This is a genomic window from Amycolatopsis sp. QT-25 (assembly GCF_029369745.1).
Taxonomy (GTDB): domain Bacteria; phylum Actinomycetota; class Actinomycetes; order Mycobacteriales; family Pseudonocardiaceae; genus Amycolatopsis.
Genome location: NZ_CP120210.1, coordinates 5,174,048 through 5,194,715 on the forward strand (window position 1 = coordinate 5,174,048; position 20,668 = coordinate 5,194,715).

Genomic DNA, 20,668 nt, shown 5'->3' on the forward strand with positions numbered 1-20,668 from the left:
CATGTCCGGTTCACCCGTCTTCGGGGAACAGCGCCTTCAGCGTGACCTCCCGGTTCACCCGCACATGTTCGACGGCGTGGGCCCGCGCTCGGTCCGCGTCGCCCGAAGCGATCGCGTCGTGAAGGCGGCGGTGCTCGTCGAGCAGTTCGCCCCAGCGCTCGTTCTGGCTGGTGAGCCGGCGCAGCCTGCCCTCGAACGGGCGGAGGATCTCATGCAGGAGCCCGTTCCCCGCCAGCGCGACGATCTCGTCGTGGAGGCGGGTGTTGAGCAGGGTGATCCGGGCCGCGTCACCCGGTGATCGCCCGCATGACCGCCACTCCCGCAATTCGGCACCTGATCGCGATGCTCACGATCGCAATCAGGTGCCGAATTGCGATGCGGGCTAGTTGCCGGCGGCGGCGATGCCGGGTGCGGGAGCCTGGGCGTTACCCGCGATGCCGTAGCGACCCGCGCCGCCTTCGAGCTGCTCGCGCAGCGCCATGATCGTGGTGACCCGGCCTGCCGCGGTCTCCGCGTTGTCCACGGTGGACAGGATGGAGGTCGACGAGGTGTCGGCGCGGACGACGCCGATCGCGCCGGTGCCGTCCGCGGATCCCGCGTCGCCCGCCAGGACGGTGCCCGCGCCGGAGCGGTCGAGTTGCGCGGCGAACCGCGCGATGGTCGAGGCGCGGTCACCGGCGCCGTCCCCGGTGTACTTGGAGCCGGTGAGCACGATCGCGAGCTGCGCGGGCTTCACCTCCCCGCCGGTCTTGAGGAAACCGCCGTCGGTGAGCCCGCCGAGCGCGGCCGCCAGCTCCACCGGCGTGGACTGCGGCTGCGCGTTGTCCTTGTTCAGCAGTGCCACCGAGCCGAGCAGGGCGCCGGCGAGGGTGCCGGGGTCACCTGCGGTCGGAAACTGCACACCGGCGGGCTGCAACCGCGAAACGACGTCACGCAGCTGATCCGACCGCATCGGGTCGGAGAACGCCTCGGTCAGCTGGATCTCGCCGGTGACGGCGGCACCCGCCTGCCCGACGAGTTGCTTGAGCGCGTCGCGGTCCGCGGGCTTCGCGTCCTCGGTGGTCACCAGCACCACCGAACGCTTGTCGAGCTGCCCGGCGACGACCTTCGGCCCCATCGCACCGGCGAACGCGTCCGCGTCACCGAGCCTCGCGTTGAGCGAGTTGCGCTGCGCTTCCAGATCCGCGACCTGGGAACCCAGCTCTTCCTTCTGGCCGGCGAGTCCCGACAGCAGTGAACCGTTCAGCGCCGTGGACCCGAGCACCACTCCGATGGCGAGTGCCAAAAAGCAGGCGGCGATGGAAACGACGTGGTACCGCAGTGAAATCACGTGAAAAGTCCCTTGGCCCAGACGATGAACGAGTTCCAGGTGTCGCGGATCCAGTCGAGGTAGACCGATCCCACGTCGGACACCAGCAGCGCGGCGGCGACGGCCACCAAGGCCGCCAGCACCAGCAGGACGATGGCGCCGAGGGACACGCGGCTGCGGTGCAGGGTCGCGACCGCCTTGCCGTCGACCAGCTTCGTGCCGAGTTTGAGCCTGGTGAGGAACGTCGACGGATTCGACCCGGAGCGGCCGTGGTCGAGGAACTCCCGCAGCGTCGCCTGGAATCCCACGGTGACCACCAGGCTCGCCTCGTGCGCGTCGGCCAGCAGCAGCGCGAGATCCTCGGCGTTGCCCGTCGCGGGGAAGGTGACCGCGCCGATCCCGAGGTCCTGGATGCGCTCGACACCCGGCGCGTGCCCGTCCGGCTGCGCCGGGACCACGACCTCGCCACCGCTGCGCAGCGTCTCCGCGCCGATGCCGTGCGGGTCGCCGACGATGACGTCCGGCTGGTACCCCTGCGCGCGCAGCGTGTCGGCCCCGGCGTCGACCCCGATCAGCACCGGACGGTGCTCGGAGATGTACTTCTTCAGCTTCTTGAGGTCTTCGGCGTGCCCGTTGCCGCCCGCGACCACGAGGGCGTGCCGGTCCTTGAGCGGCACCCGGATCTCCGGGACGCCGACACCGTCGAGGATGAGACTGCGTTCCCGGCGAAGGAATTCGATGGTGTTCGCGGAGAACGCCTCCAGCTGGGTGGACATCCCCGCCTTGGCCTCGATCATCTGGTCCGCGACGCTCTCGCGCGTCTGCTGGACTCCCGAGCCGAGCTGCCGCTCCCCGATGTAGACGACGCCTTCGTGCACGCGGAGTTTCGTGCCGTCCTTCACCTTGCGCAGCAGCTCGCCGCCGACCGAATCGACCAGCGGAATCCCCGCCTCGAGCAGGATCTCCGGGCCCAGATTGGGAAAGCGGCCGGAGATCGACGGCGAAGCGTTCACCACCGCCGCGACTTCGGCCTCCACCAAGGCATCCGCCGTCGGACGGTCGAGATCGAGCTGGTCGAGGACGACGATGTCGCCAGGGCTCAGCCGGCGGAGCAGCTCACGCGTACGCCTGTCGACCCTGGCGACGCCGGTGATCCCGGGGAGGGTCTCTTGGTTACGCGAGAGCAAGCCGGTGAGCTTCATGCGACCGATAGTGACAAATTCGCGTGGCCTACCGTGTCCGCCACGCCGAAGGAAACACGCCGATTAACCCACACCGGATCGGGTCACCCGGTCGTGTGTGGCGCTACTTCGCTTTCTTTCGCTTTCCGCCACGACGCGCTTTGGGCTTGTCCGGCGCGCTCTTGTCGGCCTCGGCGACGGCGAGCAATTCCTCCGCGTGCGCGCGGCCGGTCTCGGTGCTTTCCATTCCGGCGAGCATGCGGGCGAGTTCGACGACGCGCTCCGATTGTTCGAGTACGCGCACGCCACTGCGGGTCACCCCGCCGCTGGTGCCCTTGTCCACCACCAGATGCTGATCGGCGAACGCGGCCACCTGCGGCAGGTGCGTGACCACCAGGACCTGGTGACTGCGCGCCAACCTCGCCAGCCGCCTGCCGATCTCGACCGCGGCCCGGCCGCCGACCCCGGCGTCGACCTCGTCGAACACCAGTGTCTGCACGGTGTCCGCATGCGCGAGGACGACCTCGATCGCCAGCATCACACGGGAAAGCTCACCGCCGGAAGCGGCCTTGTGCACCGGAAGCGGCGGTGCCCCGTTGTGCGCACGCAGCAGCAACTCGACGTCGTCGACCCCATCGGGGCCGGCGTGCACGAGCCTGCCTTCGATTTCCACCGCGTGCGAATCGCTCTCGTCGACGGTGCGCCGCTCGACGGTGATCTCGATCTCGGCCTGTCCCATGGCGAGCCCGGACATCTCGGCGGTGATGGCCTCGGCCAGTTCGGCGGCGGCCTCGACGCGCGCCTCCGACAGGATGAAAGCGTGTTCCGCCAGCGTGACGGCGAGTTCGTCGCGGCGCTTGGCCAGTTCGGCCAGTGCCTCCTCGGAAGTGTCCATCGTGGACATCCGGCGGCGGGCGTCGTCGGCCCAGGCGAGCACGCCGTCCACGTCGGCCGCGTACTTGCGCGTGAGCCGCTTCAAATCAGCCTGGCGTGCGAGCACTTTCTCCAGCAACGCCGGATCGGCGTCCAGGGTTTCGAGGTAGCTGCCCAGCTCGGTGCCCACTTCGGACAGCAGTACCGAGGCCTCGTCGAGCCGGGGCCCGAGTTCGCGCAGCACGGCGTCCTCGGAACCGGTCAGGTGGCGGCTCGCCTCCCCGATCAGCCCCAGCGCGCCGGGGGCGTCCGGATCCCCGTCCGCCGAACCGGCGACGGCGGCGTGCGCCGCGCTGGCCGCCGCCCGCAGTTCGTCGACCGCGGCGAGCCGTTTGATCTGCTCGGTGAGCTCGGTGTCCTCGCCCGGTTCGGGCGCGACGGCGTCGATCTCGGTGAGGCCGTGGCGCAGCAGGTCGGCCTGCTGGGCCATCTCACGGGAACGGGTGGACCGCTCGGTCAGTTCGGCGACGACGGCGAGCCATTCGTCCCGCACCGCGCGATATCGCTCGAGCGGTTCGGTGACGGCCTCACCGGCGAACCGGTCGATCACCGCGCGCTGCTCGGCTGGCCGCAGCAGCCGCAGCTGATCGTTCTGCCCGTGGACCGCGATCAGCTGCTCGGACAGGTCGGCCAGCACACCGACCGGCACCGACCGGCCGCCGAGGTGGGCGCGGGACCGGCCGTCGACCGAGACCGCGCGCAGCGCGATGACGCTGCCGTCCTCGTCGACCTCCGCCCCGGCGTCGGTGACGATCCGGGTGGCACCCTCGGCGCCGCCCAGCTCGAAGCGGCCTTCCACGAAGGCCTTCAACATTCCGGTCCGCACCTTGGACACTTCGGCTCGGCCGCCGGAGAGCAGGTGCAACCCGCTGACGACCATGGTCTTGCCCGCACCCGTCTCACCGGTGACGACGGTGAAGCCCGCGTGCAGTTCCAGCAGGGCGTCCTCGATGACTCCGAGGCCCTGGATGCGCATCTCGGCCAGCACGACGCCCACCGTAGCGGCCCACCCCGACCATTCCCGCACCCGGCACGTCCTGAACGGGTCGTTCAAGCCGAAAATGTACTGAACGACCCTTTCGGCACAGCCGTCAGCGGGCGTGCCGCTCCCGCCAGCCCTTGATCGGCAACGAGAACTTGTGCACCAGCCGGTCGGTGAACGGGCCTTCCCACAACCGGATCAGGCGCACCGGCACCCGGCCGCAGGTGACCCGCACGGCCGCGCCGGCTGGAAGATCGAAGGTCCGCGATCCGTCGCAGGTCAGGACGGCGGGTGAGCCGTCCGGATCGATGGCGACGGTGATCTCCGAATCGCGCGAGACGACCAGCGGCCGCGAGAACATCGCGTGCGCGTTGCTCGGGACCACCAGCAGGGCCTGGACGTCCGGCCAGATGATCGGCCCGCCCGCGGAGAACGCGTACGCCGTCGAGCCGGTCGGCGTGGCGCACAGGACACCGTCGCAGCCGAAGGAGGACACGGGCCTGCCGTCGACCTCGATGAGCGCGTCCAGTACGCGCTCACGCGAGCTCTTCTCGACACTGGCCTCGTTGAGCGCCCAGGTGTGGACGGTCTCCTCACCGTCGACGCTGACCGTGACGTCGACGGTCATCCGCTCTTCGACCTGGTAGTCACCGTCGACGGCGCGCTGGACGGTGTCGGCGAGCTTGTCGGAATCGGCTTCGGCAAGGAAGCCCACCCGGCCGAGGTTCACGCCCAGCACCGGCACGCCGTTCGGCCTGGCCAGTTCCGCGGCCCGCAACAGCGTGCCGTCACCGCCGAGCACGAACACCAGTTCGGTCCCGGCGGCCGGGTCCTGCTCCGGCGCCATGACCGTGCATGGCCCGCCGATCCCGCCGTCCGCCTCCAGCATCTCCTTCACGTCTTCGTCGAGCACCCGCAGCCGCACACCGGCCTTGGCGAACCGGGCCGACACCTCGCGTGCCGCGTCCCGGGTCGCGTCCCGGTCCGGGTGCACGACCAGCAGCACCTCGCGATCGCTCATTGGGGTCCCTCCAGGACTGCGGTGCGGACGAGCCGCTCGGCGTCGGTGCCGGCGGTCTCTTCCCTCCCGCGGGTAAGCCAGACGAAGTATTCGACGTTCCCTGACGGCCCGGGAAGCGGGCTCGCCACGACGCCGCGCAGACGCAGGTCCAGCTTCTCGGCTTCGGCGAGCACGCCGAGCACGGATTCGGCCCGGAGGTCCGGGTCACGAACGACGCCACCGCTGCCGAGCCGGTCCTTGCCCACTTCGAACTGCGGTTTCACCATCGGCACCAGGTCGGCGCCGTCCCGCGCGCACGCGGCCAGCGCGGGCAGCACGAGTTTGAGCGAGATGAACGAGAGGTCCCCGACCACGAGGTCGACCGGCCCGCCGAGATCTTCCGGGGTCAGGTTGCGGACGTTCGTCTTGTCGAGCACCACCACGCGGTCGTCGGTGCGCAGCCGCCAGTCCAGCAGGCCGCGGCCGACGTCGGCGGCGAGCACCGTGGCGGCGCCGTTGCGCAGCAGGACATCGGTGAAGCCCCCGGTCGAGGCGCCCGCGTCGAGGCAGCGCTTTCCCTCGGTGGAGAGGCCTTGCGGGGTGAAGGCTTCGAGCGCGCCGAGCAGTTTGTGCGCGCCGCGGGAGGCCCAGCCGGGGTCGTCGCCGTCGCGCACCACGATCGGCGCGCCGGATTCGACTCCTGTCGCGGGTTTGGTGGCCACCATCCCGCGCACACTGACCTTGCCCTCGGCGATCAGAGTGGACGCCTGCTCCCGGGAGCGGGCGAGACCGCGCCGGACGAGCTCCGCGTCCAGGCGGGCGCGTTTGGGCACGGGTCAGACCTTGTCGATGGTGGACAACGCCACCGTCAGCTCGGTGTGCACGGCTTCGAAGCGGTCGACGTGCTCCGAAAGCGGAAGCGCGGCGAGGTCGTCGAGACCCGCCACGGCTTCGTCGATCCCGGCTCGGGGATCGGTGTCCTGCTGCGCGTACAGCGCTGAGGGTCCCTCGGTGGGAAAGCGTGCCTCGGTCTGGTCCGGCACCGGTCCCGGGCTCGGCGGGGGGCCGGGCACCGGGGGTCGCGGAACGGGGCGGAAGTGGTCTTGCACCCCACCAAGTTAGCAGCGCTGGTCAGGCGAGGCGCAGCTCGCCGAGCGCGGCACGGGCGGTGTCGCCCACACCACGGACCTCGGTGATCCCGGACTCCCAGGCCGCCGCGCACAACGCGCGCAACAGGTCCAGGGAGTCGCCTTCACCACCGGCCTCGAGCACGTCACCCTGTGCGGTGACGCGCCAGCCGTCCTTGGGCCCGATTTCGAGCACCTCCGCCCGGCTGCTCAGCCCGGACAGATCCCACGCGAGGTAGCGGGGGCGCTCCTCGGGCCTGGCCTTGATCAAGGACGCCGCGTCGGCGACGCCGGTCAGGACGCAAAGCGCGTCGATCCCGGCCGCGACCGCGCCCTCGATGTCGGTGTCCAGCCGGTCGCCCACGACGAGCGCCCGCTCCGCGCCCGCGTCCCGCGCCGCCGTCGTGAACAGCCCCGGCGCCGGTTTGCCCGCCACCAGTGGTTCGGCGCCGGTGGCGGTGCGCAACGCGGCCACCATCGACCCGTTGCCCGGCAGCAGTCCGCGTTCGCCGGGCAAGGTCGCGTCGATGTTGGTCGCCACCCACAGCGCGCCCGCGCGGATGGCGAGGCACGCCTCCGCGAGAGCGGCCCAGGTGTTGTCCGGGGAATGCCCTTGAACGACGGCCGCCACTTCCGGACCGGCTTCCCGGACCGTCCGCAGCCCGGCCGACTCGAGCTGGGCGGCCAGCGAATCGGTGCCCACGACGAGCACCACGGTGCCCTGAGGCAGCCGCTCACCCAGCAGGGTGGCGGCGGCCTGAGAGCTCGTGTGGACCTCTTCGGGGGTGGCGGGGAGTCCGAGTGCCTCCAGGTGTGCGGAGACCTCCGCGGGCGCCTTGGAGGCGTTGTTGGTCACCCACCGGACGGCGGTGCCGTGGTCCCGAAGCGCCCGGAGTGCTTCCGGTGCGCCCGGGACCACGATGCCGCCGTGGTACACCGTGCCGTCGAGGTCGAACAGGACCGCGTCGTACCCGGCGGAGAGAGCGTCAGCCATTCGTGAGCTCCGCGGCGCGCTCGGCGGCGTCGGTCTCGTCCTCCTCGTCGGCCTCTGCCGCGTTCAGGAACCAGCGGATCGCCTCGTCCTTGCGGTCGGCGGCGGCGAGGTTGTCGGCGTAGGCGTAGAACAGCCGGGCGCTCCACGGGTCGCGTTTCTCCGCCTTGAGGTCGTCACCCTGCAAGGAGACGACGGCGGCGTCCAGCTGACCGAGGTCGCGCCGGGCACCGGCGGCGACGATGGCGAGTTCGATCTGGGTCGCCTTGGCCAGACGCTCCTTGTCGATCTCCTTCGCCAGGTCGAGTGCCCGCTCCGGACGGCCGATGGCGCGCTCCGCGTCGGCGATGATCGCGATGTGGTCGTCGGTCCGGGTCATCCGGCGGACGGCCCGCAGCTCGGACAGGGCCTCGGCCCAGTTGCCCGCGTGGTAGGCGACCAGGCCGAGCGCCTCACGGACGATCGGGACCCGAGACGCCTTGGCCTTCGCGTACTTGGCGTGTTCCATCGCGGCTTCGGGGTCTTCGTCGACGAGGCCACCGGCCGCGACGAGGTGTTTGCCCACGGTCTCCGCGAGCGCCTTGGGCAGCGTGCGGAGCTCCCGGCGGACCTCTTCGTCGAGATCCGAGAACTCGATGCCTTCGGGCAGCTCCGGGGCCTCGAGCAGCTCACGCGCCAAGGTCTCGTCGTCGACCGGTTTGTCCTCGGTGCGCGGAGAGGAACGGAAGTCCTTGCGGCCTTCGGAACGGTCGCGCTGGGGACGGTCGTCACGCTTGCGGTCGAAGCCGCCGCGCTTGTCGTCGTAGCGCTTCTCCGGCCGGTCGGACGAGCGACGGTCGGGACGATCGCCGGACGGCCGGTAGGAACCGCGCTTGTCGTCACCGCGGTCACTGCGGTCACTGCGGTTGTCACGGTCGCCGAAGCTCTTGCGCTCGTAGCCACCACCGCTGGGGCGGCGATCGCTCGAGGAAGGACCACGACGGTCACCGCCACTGTGGCCACCGGAAGGAGAGCCGCCGCGGTCGTCGCGATAGGACGGACGCCGCTCGTCGCCGCCGCGGTTGTCGCGGTCACCGTAGGACTTGCCCTGGGGGCGTCCTTCGTAGCGGTTGCCGGCCAGGCGATCGTCGGAACGGCCGCGGTTGTCCGAGCCATAACCGGAACGAGCCGGGCGGCTGTCGGAACGCTTCTCGTACCGGCCTTCGGAACGGCTGTCCGAACGATTGTCGGAGCGACTGTCCGAACGACTGCCGGAGCGGTTGTCGTAGCGACGCTCGGGACGGCTGTCCGACGAGCGGTACCCGCCGCGATCGCCACCCCGGTTCTCGGACCGGTAGCCACCGCGACTGTCAGCGCCGCGACTGTCTCGGTTGTCGCCGCCGCGGTATCCACCGCGGTTGTCGCTACCTCGGTTGTCCGAGTGGTAGCCACCGCGGCTGTCGCTACCCCGGTTGTCCGAGCGGTAACCACCACGGTTGTCGCTACCCCGGCTGTCGTGGCTGTCGGATCGGTAACCACCGCGGCTGTCGCCGCTCCGGTTGTCGGAGCGATAACCGCCGCGATCGCCGCCCTTGTTGTCACGGTTGTCACGGCTGTCGCGCCGGTCGTCGGAGCGGAAGCCGCCACGACGGTCGTTGTCGCGGCCACCGGACCGGTCGTCACGACGGTCGACGGCACCAGGGCCACGACGGTCGTCGTTGTTGTAACGTGGGCGGCTGTCGTCACGTCCCTGGCCCGCGAACCGGCTGCCACCGGGGCGCTGGTCACGGGGGCCGTCGCCGCTGCGTGCGGGCTTGCCGGAATAGCTGCCGGTACCGCGTGTGCCGCGGTCGTCGCGACGCGGCCTGCCCTGGTAGCCGCCATCGCGGCCGCCTCGGTCCTGCCTGCCGCCGGCGGAACCGCGCCGGTCACCTCGCTGCGCGTCAGACCGGCCTCCGCGGGGACTGTCGTCCCGGCGACCCGACCGGCCGGACGCGCCATCATCTGAGTCACGTCGACCGAACTCGGACACCTGGCCTCCTGCCACTATTGAAAAGTTTCGACACTTGGGCCCACCCGACAGGTGAGCCAACGGACCATTCTAGTCGGTCCATGGACATGAAAAGAGACAGGGCCCTGACCGGGGAGAACCTGTGGGGTTCTCAACCCTGGTCAGGACCCTGTCCTGAAGTTAGTCCGGCGGTGTCCTACTCTCCCACAACCCTTCGGTTGCAGTACCATCGGCGCTGTCAGGCTTAGCTTCCGGGTTCGGAATGGGACCGGGCGTTTCCCTGACGCTATAACCACCGAAACACTACGAAACAACACACACTGAGTCTGTTTCCAGATCGGTGTGGTGTTTCAGAGCTGTAGAGTGGATGCGTAACATCTTCGTGGGCAAGTCCTCGGCCTATTAGTACCAGTCAACTCGACAACACATTACTGTGCTTCCATTTCTGGCCTATCAACCCAATGGTCTGTTGGGGGCCTTAACCCACAAGGGGTGGGATACCTCATCTTGGAACAGGCTTCCCGCTTAGATGCCTTCAGCGGTTATCCCTTCCGAACGTGGCCAACCAGCCATGCCACTGGCGTGACAACTGGCATACCAGAGGTTCGTCCGTCCCGGTCCTCTCGTACTAGGGACAGCCTTCCTCAAGTATCCTACGCGCGCGGCGGATAGGGACCGAACTGTCTCACGACGTTCTAAACCCAGCTCGCGTGCCGCTTTAATGGGCGAACAGCCCAACCCTTGGGACCTACTCCGGCCCCAGGATGCGACGAGCCGACATCGAGGTGCCAAACCATGCCGTCGATATGGACTCTTGGGCAAGATCAGCCTGTTATCCCCGGGGTACCTTTTATCCGTTGAGCGACACCCCTTCCACCAGGTGGTGCCGGATCACTAGTCCCGACTTTCGTCCCTGCTCGACATGTCTGTCTCACAGTCAAGCTCCCTTGTGCACTTGCACTCGACACCTGATTGCCAACCAGGCTGAGGGAACCTTTGGGCGCCTCCGTTACTCTTTAGGAGGCAACCGCCCCAGTTAAACTACCCATCAGGCACTGTCCCTGAACCAGATCATGGTCCGAGGTTCAGATTCCCAATCCGACCAGAGTGGTATTTCAACAACGACTCCACCAACACTAGCGTGCCAGCTTCACAGTCTCCCACCTATCCTACACAAGCCGAACCGAAAACCAATACCAAACTATAGTAAAGGTCCCGGGGTCTTTCCGTCCTGCCGCGCGTAACGAGCATCTTTACTCGTAGTGCAATTTCGCCGGGCCTGTGGTTGAGACAGCCGGAAAGTCGTTACGCCATTCGTGCAGGTCGGAACTTACCCGACAAGGAATTTCGCTACCTTAGGATGGTTATAGTTACCACCGCCGTTTACTGGCGCTTAAATTCTCAGCTTCACCCCCGAAAGGGTTAACCGGTCCTCTTAACGTTCCAGCACCGGGCAGGCGTCAGTCCATATACATCGTCTTGCGACTTCGCATGGACCTGTGTTTTTAGTAAACAGTCGCTTTCCGCTGGTCTCTGCGGCCACGATTCCCTAGCTTGCAAGAAGCTTCAAGAACCCTGGCCCCCCTTCTCCCGAAGTTACGGGGGCATTTTGCCGAGTTCCTTAACCACAGTTCACCCGATCGCCTTAGTATTCTCTACCTGACCACCTGTGTTGGTTTGGGGTACGGGCCGTGCACGCACTCGCTAGAGGCTTTTCTCGGCAGCATAGGATCACTCTACTTCACCTCAATCGGCTACGCATCACGTCTCAGCCTATATAGAGTGCGGATTTACCTACACTCCGGCCTACACGCTTACACCAGTACTACCACTCACTGGCGGAGCTACCTTCCTGCGTCACCCCATCACTCGACTACTACGGAATCAGATCCCACGCTCCACACAGCAACCTCCATCCGAAGACTTCAATCACTGGCTTTGGGTGGTTAGTATCAACCGCCTCATCCTGGGCGCACGTGCTCGGGTACGGGAATATCAACCCGTTATCCATCGACTACGCCTGTCGGCCTCGCCTTAGGTCCCGACTTACCCTGGGCGGATTAGCCTGGCCCAGGAACCCTTGGTCATCCGGCGGCAGAGTTTCTCACTCTGCATTCGCTACTCATGCCTGCATTCTCACTCCCACACCCTCCACGACTGGCTTCCGCCGCCGCTTCCCCGGATGCAGGACGCTCCCCTACCCATCCACACCACTGCATCACACTCTCAAGGAGGTGATGGATGTATATGTGCGAATGACACAGCTTCGGCGGTGTGCTTAAGCCCCGCTACATTGTCGGCGCAGGACCACTTGACCAGTGAGCTATTACGCACTCTTTCAAGGGTGGCTGCTTCTAAGCCAACCTCCTGGTTGTCTGGGCAATCCCACATCCTTTCCCACTGAGCACACACTTGGGGGCCTTAGCTGGTGTTCTGGGCTGTTTCCCTCTCGACGACGAAGCTTATCCCCCGCCGTCTCACTGCCACACTCTCACACCACGGTATTCGGAGTTTGGTTGATTTCGGTAACCCGGTAAGGCCCCTAGACCATCCAGTAGCTCTACCCCCGTGGTGAAACATGTGACGCTGCACCTAAATGCATTTCGGGGAGAACCAGCTATCACGGAGTTTGATTGGCCTTTCACCCCTACCCACAGCTCATCCCCTCAGTTTTCAACCTAAGTGGGTTCGGCCCTCCACGTCGTCTTACCGACGCTTCAGCCTGGCCATGGGTAGATCACTCCGCTTCGGGTCTAGACCACGCGACTCATTCGCCCTATTCAGACTCGCTTTCGCTACGGCTACCCCACACGGGTTAACCTCGCCACGCAGCACTAACTCGCAGGCTCATTCTTCAAAAGGCACGCCATCACCTCAACACCACAAGGATGTACTCGGGCTCTGACGGCTTGTAGGCACACGGTTTCAGGTACTCTTTCACTCCCCTCCCGGGGTACTTTTCATCTTTCCCTCACGGTACTAGTCCGCTATCGGTCTTCAGGAAGTATTTAGGCTTACCGGGTGGTCCCGGCAGATTCACAGCAAATTCCACGAGCTCGCTGCTACTCGGGAACACCACCAAGATTCACAAACATGTGTTTTCGCGTACGGGACTCTCACCCACTCCGGTCGCCCATCCCAAGGCGTTCCACTAACACACGCGTAAACCCGAGAACCTGTCAGAATTCTCAAGGCGGGTCCCACAACACCACACACACAACGCCTGACAGCTTGACATGTGCATGGTTTAGCCTCTTCCGCTTTCGCTCGCCACTACTCACGGAATCACGGTTGTTTTCTCTTCCTACGGGTACTGAGATGTTTCACTTCCCCGCGTTCCCTCCACACACCCTATATATTCAGATGCGGGTAACACCACATAACTGGTGCTGGGTTTCCCCATTCGGAAATCCTCGGATCACAGCTCGGTTGACAGCTCCCCGAGGCATATCGCAGCCTCCCACGTCCTTCATCGGCTCCTGAAGCCAAGACATCCACCATGTGCCCTTAACAACTTGACCACAAAGATGCTCGCATCCACTCTACAGTTCTCAAACACCACACCAGAAACAAACCACTCCCGGAGCTCGTGTGAACCCCTCGGCGTGTTGCCTCAGGACCCAACAGCATGCCAGCGAACAATCTCCCCGACTTCCCGGAAACACCCGTTCCACGAACTCGTCTCACGACTCGTCCAGTACTTGAGCGTCCCAGCAAAAGCCGGCGACACCATAACCAGTAGTTCCACAATTCCTTGAGCAACCAGTGCCAACACACGGTCGGTGCTGAAACCCTGGCCACTCCATCGTTCTGGTTCCGGGTATCCCGGGAACGATGGATGTGTTGCTCCTTAGAAAGGAGGTGATCCAGCCGCACCTTCCGGTACGGCTACCTTGTTACGACTTCGTCCCAATCGCCAGTCCCACCTTCGACCACTCCCCCCCTTGCGGGTTGGGCCATGGGCTTCGGGTGTTACCGACTTTCATGACGTGACGGGCGGTGTGTACAAGGCCCGGGAACGTATTCACCGCAGCGTTGCTGATCTGCGATTACTAGCGACTCCGACTTCACGCAGTCGAGTTGCAGACTGCGATCCGAACTGAGACCGGCTTTAAGGGATTCGCTCCACCTCGCGGTATCGCAGCCCTCTGTACCAGCCATTGTAGCATGTGTGAAGCCCTGGACATAAGGGGCATGATGACTTGACGTCATCCCCACCTTCCTCCGAGTTGACCCCGGCAGTCTCCCACGAGTCCCCGCCATGACGCGCTGGCAACGTAGGATAAGGGTTGCGCTCGTTGCGGGACTTAACCCAACATCTCACGACACGAGCTGACGACAGCCATGCACCACCTGTACACCAACCACAAGGGAAGCCCTATCTCTAGGGATGTCTGGCACATGTCAAGCCCAGGTAAGGTTCTTCGCGTTGCATCGAATTAATCCACATGCTCCGCCGCTTGTGCGGGCCCCCGTCAATTCCTTTGAGTTTTAGCCTTGCGGCCGTACTCCCCAGGCGGGGCGCTTAATGCGTTAGCTACGGCACGGACAACGTGGATGTCGCCCACACCTAGCGCCCAACGTTTACAGCGTGGACTACCAGGGTATCTAATCCTGTTCGCTCCCCACGCTTTCGCTCCTCAGCGTCAGTATCGGCCCAGAGACCCGCCTTCGCCACCGGTGTTCCTCCTGATATCTGCGCATTTCACCGCTACACCAGGAATTCCAGTCTCCCCTACCGAACTCAAGTCTGCCCGTATCGCCCGCACGCTCCACGTTAAGCGTGGAGTTTTCACGAACGACGCGACAAACCGCCTACGAGCTCTTTACGCCCAATAATTCCGGACAACGCTCGCACCCTACGTATTACCGCGGCTGCTGGCACGTAGTTAGCCGGTGCTTCTTATCCAGGTACCGTCACTTGCGCTTCGTCCCTGGCGAAAGAGGTTTACAACCCGAAGGCCGTCATCCCTCACGCGGCGTCGCTGCATCAGGCTTGCGCCCATTGTGCAATATTCCCCACTGCTGCCTCCCGTAGGAGTCTGGGCCGTGTCTCAGTCCCAGTGTGGCCGGTCACCCTCTCAGGCCGGCTACCCGTCGTCGCCTTGGTAGGCCATTACCCCACCAACAAGCTGATAGGCCGCGGGCTCATCCTGTACCGCCAGAACTTTCAACCACCCCCCATGCGAGGAATAGTGATATCCGGTATTAGACCCAGTTTCCCAGGCTTATCCCAAAGTACAGGGCAGATTGCCCACGTGTTACTCACCCGTTCGCCACTAATCCACCCGAAGGCTTCATCGTTCGACTTGCATGTGTTAAGCACGCCGCCAGCGTTCGTCCTGAGCCAGGATCAAACTCTCCAACAATGTCAAATTTGATCGAGGCAAATACTTGCTCTCAAAGGAACCTCAAACGAGGTTCAAATACATAAGCTCTACTGGCTTAGTTCACTAGCACACTGTTGAGTTCTCAAGCAACACACCCCGAATCGCACCGCACGCGGCCTCATCCGAAGCAGTCATTCCTAGCAGTTTTTGGTAGGACACCCACTCAATCGCGATGAGCGAGAGCTTGGTTCGTGTCCCGGTCGGCCACCCGGTTTCCCTGGCGACTTGGAGAACTTTACATGGCCCACAGGGGCCCGAAACAGGGGGGTACCTTAACTGCGTTTCCGCAGGTCAAGCCGCCTGTCTCGGGCCGGGGCGGCGATCAGCCGCCGACGCGCACGCCGGCGACGTTGCGCTTGCCCTTGCGGACCACGAGCCAGCGGCCGTGCAGAGCGTCGCCAGCGGACGGCTTCCACTCTTCGTCGGCGATCTTCATGTTGTTGACGTACGCACCGCCTTCCTTGACGGTGCGGCGCGCGGCGCCCTTGCTGTCGACGAGCCCGGCGGAGATCAGCAGGTCGACGATCGTCGACTCGCCGTTCGGGTCGATCTCGCCGTTGGGCACCTCGGCCATGGCGGCGTCGAGGGTCGGCGAGTCGAGTTCACGCAGCTCTCCCCTGCCGAACAACGCCTGACTCGCGGCGATGACCTGCCGGGTGGCGGCCTCGCCGTGCACCAGCGTCGTGAAGTCCTCCGCGAGCTTTCGCTGTGCGGACCGCAGGTGGGGGCGCTGTTCGGTGTCTTCGGCCAGCGCCGCGATCTCCTCCTGCCCGAGGAAGGAGAACATCTTCAGGTAGCGGATGACGTCGGCGTCGGCGACGTTCAGGAAGTACTGGAACCACGCGTACGGCGAGGTCATCTCCGGGTCGAGCCAGACGCTGCCGCCACCGGTCGACTTCCCGAACTTGCGTCCCTCGGAGTCGGTGACCAGTGGCGCGGTCAGCGCGTGGGTGTGCCCGCCGTCGGTCCGGCGGATCAGGTCGACACCGCCGACGAGGTTGCCCCACTGGTCGGAGCCGCCGATCTGCAGCTTGCAGCCGTACTCGCGGTACAGGTGCAGGTAGTCCTGCGACTGCAGCAGCAGGTAGCTGAACTCGGTGTAGGAGATGCCGTCGGTTTCGAGGCGGCGCTTCACCGTCTCCCGGTTCAGCATCATGTTGACCGGGAAGTGCTTGCCGACGTCGCGCAGGAACTCGACCACGCTCTGCTTCGCGGTCCAGTTCAGGTTGTTCTCGATGACCGCGCCGGTCGGCGAATCGTCGAAGTCGACGAACCGCTCCAGCTGACCGCGGATCCGGTCGGCCCACTCGGAGACGGTGTCCACCGTGTTCAGGGTGCGCTCACCGGTGTCGCGCGGGTCACCGATCATCCCGGTGGCGACGCCGGCCAGCACGATCGGCCGGTGCCCGGCGCGCTGGAAGCGGGAGAGCATCAGCAGCGGGACCAGGTTGCCGGCGTGCAGGCTCGGCGCGGTCGGGTCGAATCCGCAATAGAGCGTGAGGGGTCCTTGGTCGAGGTCTCGCCGCAGTGCGTCGGTGTCGGTGGATTGCGCGATCAGGCCGCGCCAGGTCAGCTCGTCAAGGATGTGCTCGCTCACGCCTGTAGATCCTCCCGCACCAGGTCAACCGACTATCGGCCGGGGGCCGCCGCTCGTCGCTTGCCTCCCCGGCGATAGGCGGAGACCGCGGGAGAGCCGTCCAGCCAGAACCGCCAGGGCGTGTCCATCGCCATGGCGACACCGACGCGCGGCCCGGTGCGGATGTCCGCTTCGGGGACACGGTCGCCGGTGAACAGCCGGACCGGTGACGCGGAGTCGGTCAGGTCGACACCGTTCTCCGCCCGGGCGATGCCGAGAATCGAGGTGAGGATGGCCGGGCCTTTGGCGAGTTCGCCGTTGCCCCGAGCGGAGGGCCGGCGCGCACGGGCGATGTCCGCGCCGGACACCACCTCCCCGGCCCGGAGCAGCACTGCGCCCGGCTGCCCGTCTTCGGTGCCGACGACGTTCGCGCAGAAGTGCATCCCGTAGACGAAATACACGTACAGATGCCCCGCCGGCCCCCACATGACTTCGTTGCGGGGTGTCTTGCCGCGATAGCAGTGCGACGCGGGATCGTCGAGCCCGCGGTAGGCCTCGACCTCCACCAGCCGGACGGCCACCGTGCCGTCGGGACCGGTCGACTCGATCACCGCCCCGAGCAGGAGTGTCGACAACTCCACCGGATCCAGCGCCAGTTCTCGCCGGGTGAACTGTCTCCCGGTCGCCAAGTTCCGCACGCCCCGACCTTAACCGCAGGCTCCGACGGATTCAGTATTGAGCGATCGCTCAAACCTGGTCTACAGTGCTCTTGAGCGGTCGCTCAAACTGGAGGGGAGGCTCGATGAGCCGGAGAGCGCTGTACGTCGAAACGGTGATCCGCACGGAACTCGACACGCTGTGGCGGTACACGCAGGAGCCGGATCTGCATGAACGGTGGGATCTTCGCTTCGCGCGGATCGAGCCGATCGCGGGTTCACCGGGACGGTTCCGCTACGCGACGAGGTTCCTGGGGCTCGTCATCACCGGGACCGGGACACACGCCGGGGAGAGTGAACGGCCCGACGGCGGCAGGACGTCGGCGTTGCGGTTCGCCTCCGCGGACCCGCTGTCTCTCATCAGGTCCGGTTCGGGGTACTGGCGCTACACCTCTGCCGACGACGGCGTCCGCTTCGTCACCGGCTTCGACTACACCACCCGGTGGGGTGTCTTCGGCAGGTTCGCCGATCTGCTGTTCCGGCCGCTTTTCGGCTGGATGACGGCCTGGTCGTTCGACCGGCTCCGGCTGTGGCTCGAAACCGGCACCCCACCGGAGGAACTCCCCCTGTTCTCCCCCGCGGCGAGCCGCTGTCGCCGGAGCCCGCGGCCGGGCAAAGACGGCGTCGCACCTCGCGTTCTCGACACCCTGGAGCAGGCATGATCTTCCGAAAGGCCCTGGGCGAACAGTTCGCGTCACTGCATCCCCGCATGCGCGAACGACTGTCGCTCAGCACGGCGAACGGCGTCGGGATGATCGGCGTCGGCGTGATGGACGAGATCTGGCGCGGAGCCGCGTTCACCACACCGTTCCTGCGGCTCGGCGCGTCGAGGCACATCCTGTTCCCCGAACGGGGCCACGACGTCCCTTTCACCATCGAGAACTACCCGTACGTCGATTCCCTCGGCAGGGAGACGGTCTCGTTCGTCCGCACCTTCGATCTGCCAGGGAGACGGCGGCGGTTCGACGCGCAGATGATCTACAGTGCCGAGCGCGGGACGGTCGTCGACTACTTGGGAACACATCAGCACATCGCCGTCGATCTCGAGTCGACGGTGCGGCCCGACGGCGGCTTCCACCTCCGTTCGGAGGAGTTCCGGCTCTGCGAAGGCCCGCTTCGGTGCGTGGTGCCGCGTTCCGTCGTCGGGGTGGCCGAGGTCGACGAGTGGTTCGACGAGGAGAGCGGCCTGTTCCGGATCGAGGTCCAGGTGACGAACCGGCGATTCGGCCCGCTGTTCGGCTACCGGGGAGCGTTCGAGGCGCGGTTCGTCGACCTGCGGGCGGGGGTGAGCGGAGCGGTGAAGCCGTTGCGTGAGAAGGTCCTGGACTGATGAACGGGCCCAGCACGAAACAGCGGTTGATCGACGGCGCGCTGGAGACGATCCGCACCGGCGGCGTCACCGCGGTTTCGGCCAGGACCGTCGCCGCGGCGGCGGGCACCAATCAAGCCTTGATCTTCTACCACTTCGGCAGTGTCGAGGAGTTGCTCGCGCAGGCCTGTGTGACGGCGACCGAAAGCCGTGTCTCCCACTATCGTGACCGGTTCGCCGAAGTGAGCACGCTGGGCGAACTTCTGGAACTGGGCCGGACCATCCACGCGGAGGAACGGGCCGAGGGGAACATGGCGGTCCTCGCCCAGACGCTCGCCGGTGCCCAGGCGGGCGGGCGGCTGGCCGAGGCGACCCGGCAGGCGCTCGACAAATGGGTTCGCGAAGTCCAAGGCGCGCTCGATCGCGTCCTGACCGGTTCGCCGGTGCTCGACCTTACGGAGACCGACGGGCTCGCCCACGCGATCTCCGCCGGTTTCCTCGGCCTGACCTTGTTCGAGACGGTCGATCCGGCAGGTGCCGAGCAGGCACTGGCGGCGCTGGGACAACTGGCTGTCCTGGTCGACGTCCTCGAGGGACTCGGCCCGGTCGCGACCCGTGCGGTGCGCGCGAAGCTCCGGAAGACCGCGAAGCGATCTTGAAAGAACGTGAAGGCCTCCTTCCTTGCGTCAGGCGCCGCGTCAGGCACAAGGAAAGAGGCCTTCACGCACTTCTCAGCTCAGCCAGGCGCGGTGTTCGGCGACCCGTGCGACCAGCCGGTCCCGCTGCTCGGCGACGCGTTCCGGAGCGGTACCGCCACGAGCGTCGCGTGAATTCACCGAGCCCTCGACGGTCAGCACCTCGCGTACGGCGGACGTCAGCGCCGGGTCGATCTTCTCGAACTCTTCGTCGGTCAGTTCGTCCAGGCCGACACCGCGGGCTTCGGCGACGCGGACGCTTTCCCCCGCCGCTTCGTGCGCGACACGGAACGGAACACCCTGGCGCACCAGCCATTCGGCGATGTCCGTGGCGAGGGTGAAGCCGGCGGGCGCCAGTTCGGCGAGCCGGTCGGTGTGGAAGGTCAGCGTTTCGAGCATGCCCGCGATCGCCGGGAACAGCAGTTCCAGCTGCTCGACGGAGTCGAAGACCGGTTCCTTGTCCTCCTGCAGGTCACGGTTGTACGCGAGTGGCTGCGCCTTGAGCGTCGCGAGCAGACCGGTCAGGTTGCCGATGAGGCGCCCGGCCTTGCCGCGGGTCAGCTCGGCGACGTCCGGGTTCTTCTTCTGCGGCATGATCGAACTGCCGGTCGCCCAGGCGTCGTCCAGGGTGACGTAGCCGAATTCGGCGGTGTTCCAGATGATCACCTCTTCGGCGATCCTGGACAGGTTGACCGCGAGCATCGCGACGTCGAAGGCGAACTCGGCGACGAAGTCCCGCGAGGCGGTACCGTCGATCGAGTTTTCGACGCTGGTGTCGAAGCCCAGTTCCGCGGCGACGGCCTCGGGGTCGAGGCCCAGCGAGGAGCCCGCGAGCGCGCCGGAACCGTAGGGTGACTCGGCGGTGCGAGCGTCCCAGTCCCGCAAGCGGGTGACGTCGCGCAGCAGCGACTGGCCGTGCGCGAGCAGGTGGTGCGCCAGCAGGACAGGCTGGGCGTGCTGCAGATGGGTGCGGCCGGGAAGGATCGCGTCCGGGTGCCTCTTCGCCTGGGAAACGAGCGCGTCGACGACCCCGAGAGTGCCTGTGACCACCCGGCGGGCGGCGTCGCGCAGCCACATCCGGAACAGCGTCGCGACCTGGTCGTTGCGCGAACGTCCCGCCCGCAGCTTGCCACCGAGTTCGGTGCCCGCCCGCTCCAGCAGGCCGCGTTCGAGCGCGGTGTGGACGTCCTCGTCGGCGACGGTCGGCGTGAACGCGCCCGACTCGACGTCCCGCGCGAGGGCGTCCAGGGCGGCGAGCATGCCGGTCAGCTCGTCATCGGTGAGCAGCCCCGCCTTCCGCAGCACTCGCGCGTGGGCCCGCGAGCCGGCGATGTCGTACGGCGCCAGCCGCCAGTCGAAATGGGTCGACGCGCTCAGCGCCGCCATCGCCTCCGCCGGCCCGCCGGCGAACCGGCCGCCCCACAGCTGCACCGGCTGCTCGTTCCCGCTCACGAAACTCCTCGAATCCT

15 protein-coding genes, 3 rRNA genes and 1 pseudogene are annotated in these 20,668 nt (G+C 66.3%); 4 read left to right on the forward strand and 15 right to left on the reverse strand.

Features of this window, described 5'->3' with window-relative positions; all coding sequences use genetic code 11:
- Positions 1-10: 10 nt before the first annotated feature.
- The 9 genes and pseudogenes from P3102_RS23830 to P3102_RS23870 form a co-directional block, all read right to left on the reverse strand.
- Positions 11-292: pseudogene (locus P3102_RS23830) on the reverse strand (FCD domain-containing protein); the annotation flags it as partial.
- A 90-nt stretch (positions 293-382) separates the two neighbouring features.
- Positions 383-1,330 (reverse strand): copper transporter, encoded by a 948-nt coding sequence (locus P3102_RS23835; RefSeq protein WP_276361895.1) that lies wholly within the window; start codon positions 1,328-1,330, stop codon positions 383-385.
- Positions 1,327-2,511 carry a putative cytokinetic ring protein SteA gene (gene steA, locus P3102_RS23840; RefSeq protein ID WP_276361897.1) on the reverse strand — a complete coding sequence of 395 codons (1,185 nt, stop codon included), beginning with the start codon at positions 2,509-2,511 and terminating at the stop codon, positions 1,327-1,329. Before steA ends, P3102_RS23835 begins: the two co-directional genes overlap by 4 nt.
- Before the next feature lie 103 nt (positions 2,512-2,614).
- Positions 2,615-4,411, reverse strand: a complete 1,797-nt coding sequence (recN, locus tag P3102_RS23845; RefSeq protein WP_276371322.1) for a DNA repair protein RecN — start codon at positions 4,409-4,411, stop codon at positions 2,615-2,617.
- 103 nt (positions 4,412-4,514) lie between these two features.
- A complete protein-coding gene (locus P3102_RS23850) occupies positions 4,515-5,426 on the reverse strand; it encodes an NAD kinase (RefSeq protein ID WP_276361898.1) in 912 nt (303 codons plus the stop codon).
- A complete protein-coding gene (locus P3102_RS23855; protein ID WP_276361900.1) occupies positions 5,423-6,238 on the reverse strand; it encodes a TlyA family RNA methyltransferase in 816 nt (271 codons plus the stop codon). Before P3102_RS23855 ends, P3102_RS23850 begins: the two co-directional genes overlap by 4 nt.
- A gap of 3 nt (positions 6,239-6,241) precedes the next feature.
- Positions 6,242-6,448, reverse strand: coding sequence for a hypothetical protein (locus P3102_RS23860; RefSeq protein WP_276371649.1), 207 nt, complete (start codon positions 6,446-6,448; stop codon positions 6,242-6,244).
- A gap of 88 nt (positions 6,449-6,536) precedes the next feature.
- A complete protein-coding gene (locus P3102_RS23865) occupies positions 6,537-7,526 on the reverse strand; it encodes an HAD-IIA family hydrolase (RefSeq protein ID WP_276361901.1) in 990 nt (329 codons plus the stop codon).
- Positions 7,519-8,031, reverse strand: coding sequence for a hypothetical protein (locus P3102_RS23870; protein ID WP_276361903.1), 513 nt, complete (start codon positions 8,029-8,031; stop codon positions 7,519-7,521). Before P3102_RS23870 ends, P3102_RS23865 begins: the two co-directional genes overlap by 8 nt.
- Between P3102_RS23870 and P3102_RS23875 the strand changes: the two genes are divergently transcribed.
- Positions 8,023-9,510, forward strand: coding sequence for a hypothetical protein (locus tag P3102_RS23875; RefSeq protein ID WP_276361904.1), 1,488 nt, complete (start codon positions 8,023-8,025; stop codon positions 9,508-9,510). The two genes, P3102_RS23870 and P3102_RS23875, sit on opposite strands and share 9 nt — an antisense overlap.
- 186 nt (positions 9,511-9,696) lie before the next feature.
- Here the strand turns inward: P3102_RS23875 and rrf are convergent.
- The 5 genes from rrf to P3102_RS23900 all read right to left on the reverse strand — a co-directional run bounded on the left by rrf (position 9,697) and on the right by P3102_RS23900 (position 17,168).
- Positions 9,697-9,813: ribosomal RNA gene (gene rrf / locus P3102_RS23880) — 5S ribosomal RNA — on the reverse strand.
- A gap of 82 nt (positions 9,814-9,895) precedes the next feature.
- Positions 9,896-13,034: ribosomal RNA gene (locus P3102_RS23885) — 23S ribosomal RNA — on the reverse strand.
- Positions 13,035-13,367: 333 nt separating this feature from the next.
- Positions 13,368-14,882 (reverse strand): 16S ribosomal RNA (locus tag P3102_RS23890).
- The 16S, 23S and 5S rRNA genes sit together here, the layout of an rRNA operon.
- Before the next feature lie 343 nt (positions 14,883-15,225).
- On the reverse strand, positions 15,226-16,500 hold the full coding sequence (gene tyrS / locus P3102_RS23895) for a tyrosine--tRNA ligase (protein WP_276361906.1): 1,275 nt from the start codon (positions 16,498-16,500) through the stop codon (positions 15,226-15,228).
- A gap of 32 nt (positions 16,501-16,532) precedes the next feature.
- Positions 16,533-17,168, reverse strand: coding sequence for a DNA-3-methyladenine glycosylase (locus P3102_RS23900; RefSeq protein ID WP_276371324.1), 636 nt, complete (start codon positions 17,166-17,168; stop codon positions 16,533-16,535).
- 113 nt (positions 17,169-17,281) lie between these two features.
- Here P3102_RS23900 and P3102_RS23905 point away from each other — a divergent pair, with 113 nt between their 5' ends.
- The 3 genes from P3102_RS23905 to P3102_RS23915 are packed head-to-tail and all read left to right on the forward strand — an operon-like array spanning position 17,282 to position 19,163.
- Positions 17,282-17,857 (forward strand): SRPBCC family protein, encoded by a 576-nt coding sequence (locus P3102_RS23905; RefSeq protein ID WP_276361907.1) that lies wholly within the window; start codon positions 17,282-17,284, stop codon positions 17,855-17,857.
- Positions 17,854-18,525, forward strand: a complete 672-nt coding sequence (locus tag P3102_RS23910; RefSeq protein WP_276361909.1) for a DUF4166 domain-containing protein — start codon at positions 17,854-17,856, stop codon at positions 18,523-18,525. The genes P3102_RS23905 and P3102_RS23910 overlap by 4 nt, the downstream gene beginning before the upstream one ends.
- Positions 18,525-19,163 (forward strand): TetR family transcriptional regulator, encoded by a 639-nt coding sequence (locus P3102_RS23915; protein ID WP_276361910.1) that lies wholly within the window; start codon positions 18,525-18,527, stop codon positions 19,161-19,163. The genes P3102_RS23910 and P3102_RS23915 overlap by 1 nt, the downstream gene beginning before the upstream one ends.
- Before the next feature lie 72 nt (positions 19,164-19,235).
- On the opposite strand, the gene argH is transcribed toward P3102_RS23915, so the two are convergent.
- On the reverse strand, positions 19,236-20,651 hold the full coding sequence (gene argH, locus P3102_RS23920; protein ID WP_276361912.1) for an argininosuccinate lyase: 1,416 nt from the start codon (positions 20,649-20,651) through the stop codon (positions 19,236-19,238).
- Positions 20,652-20,668 lie beyond the last annotated feature (17 nt).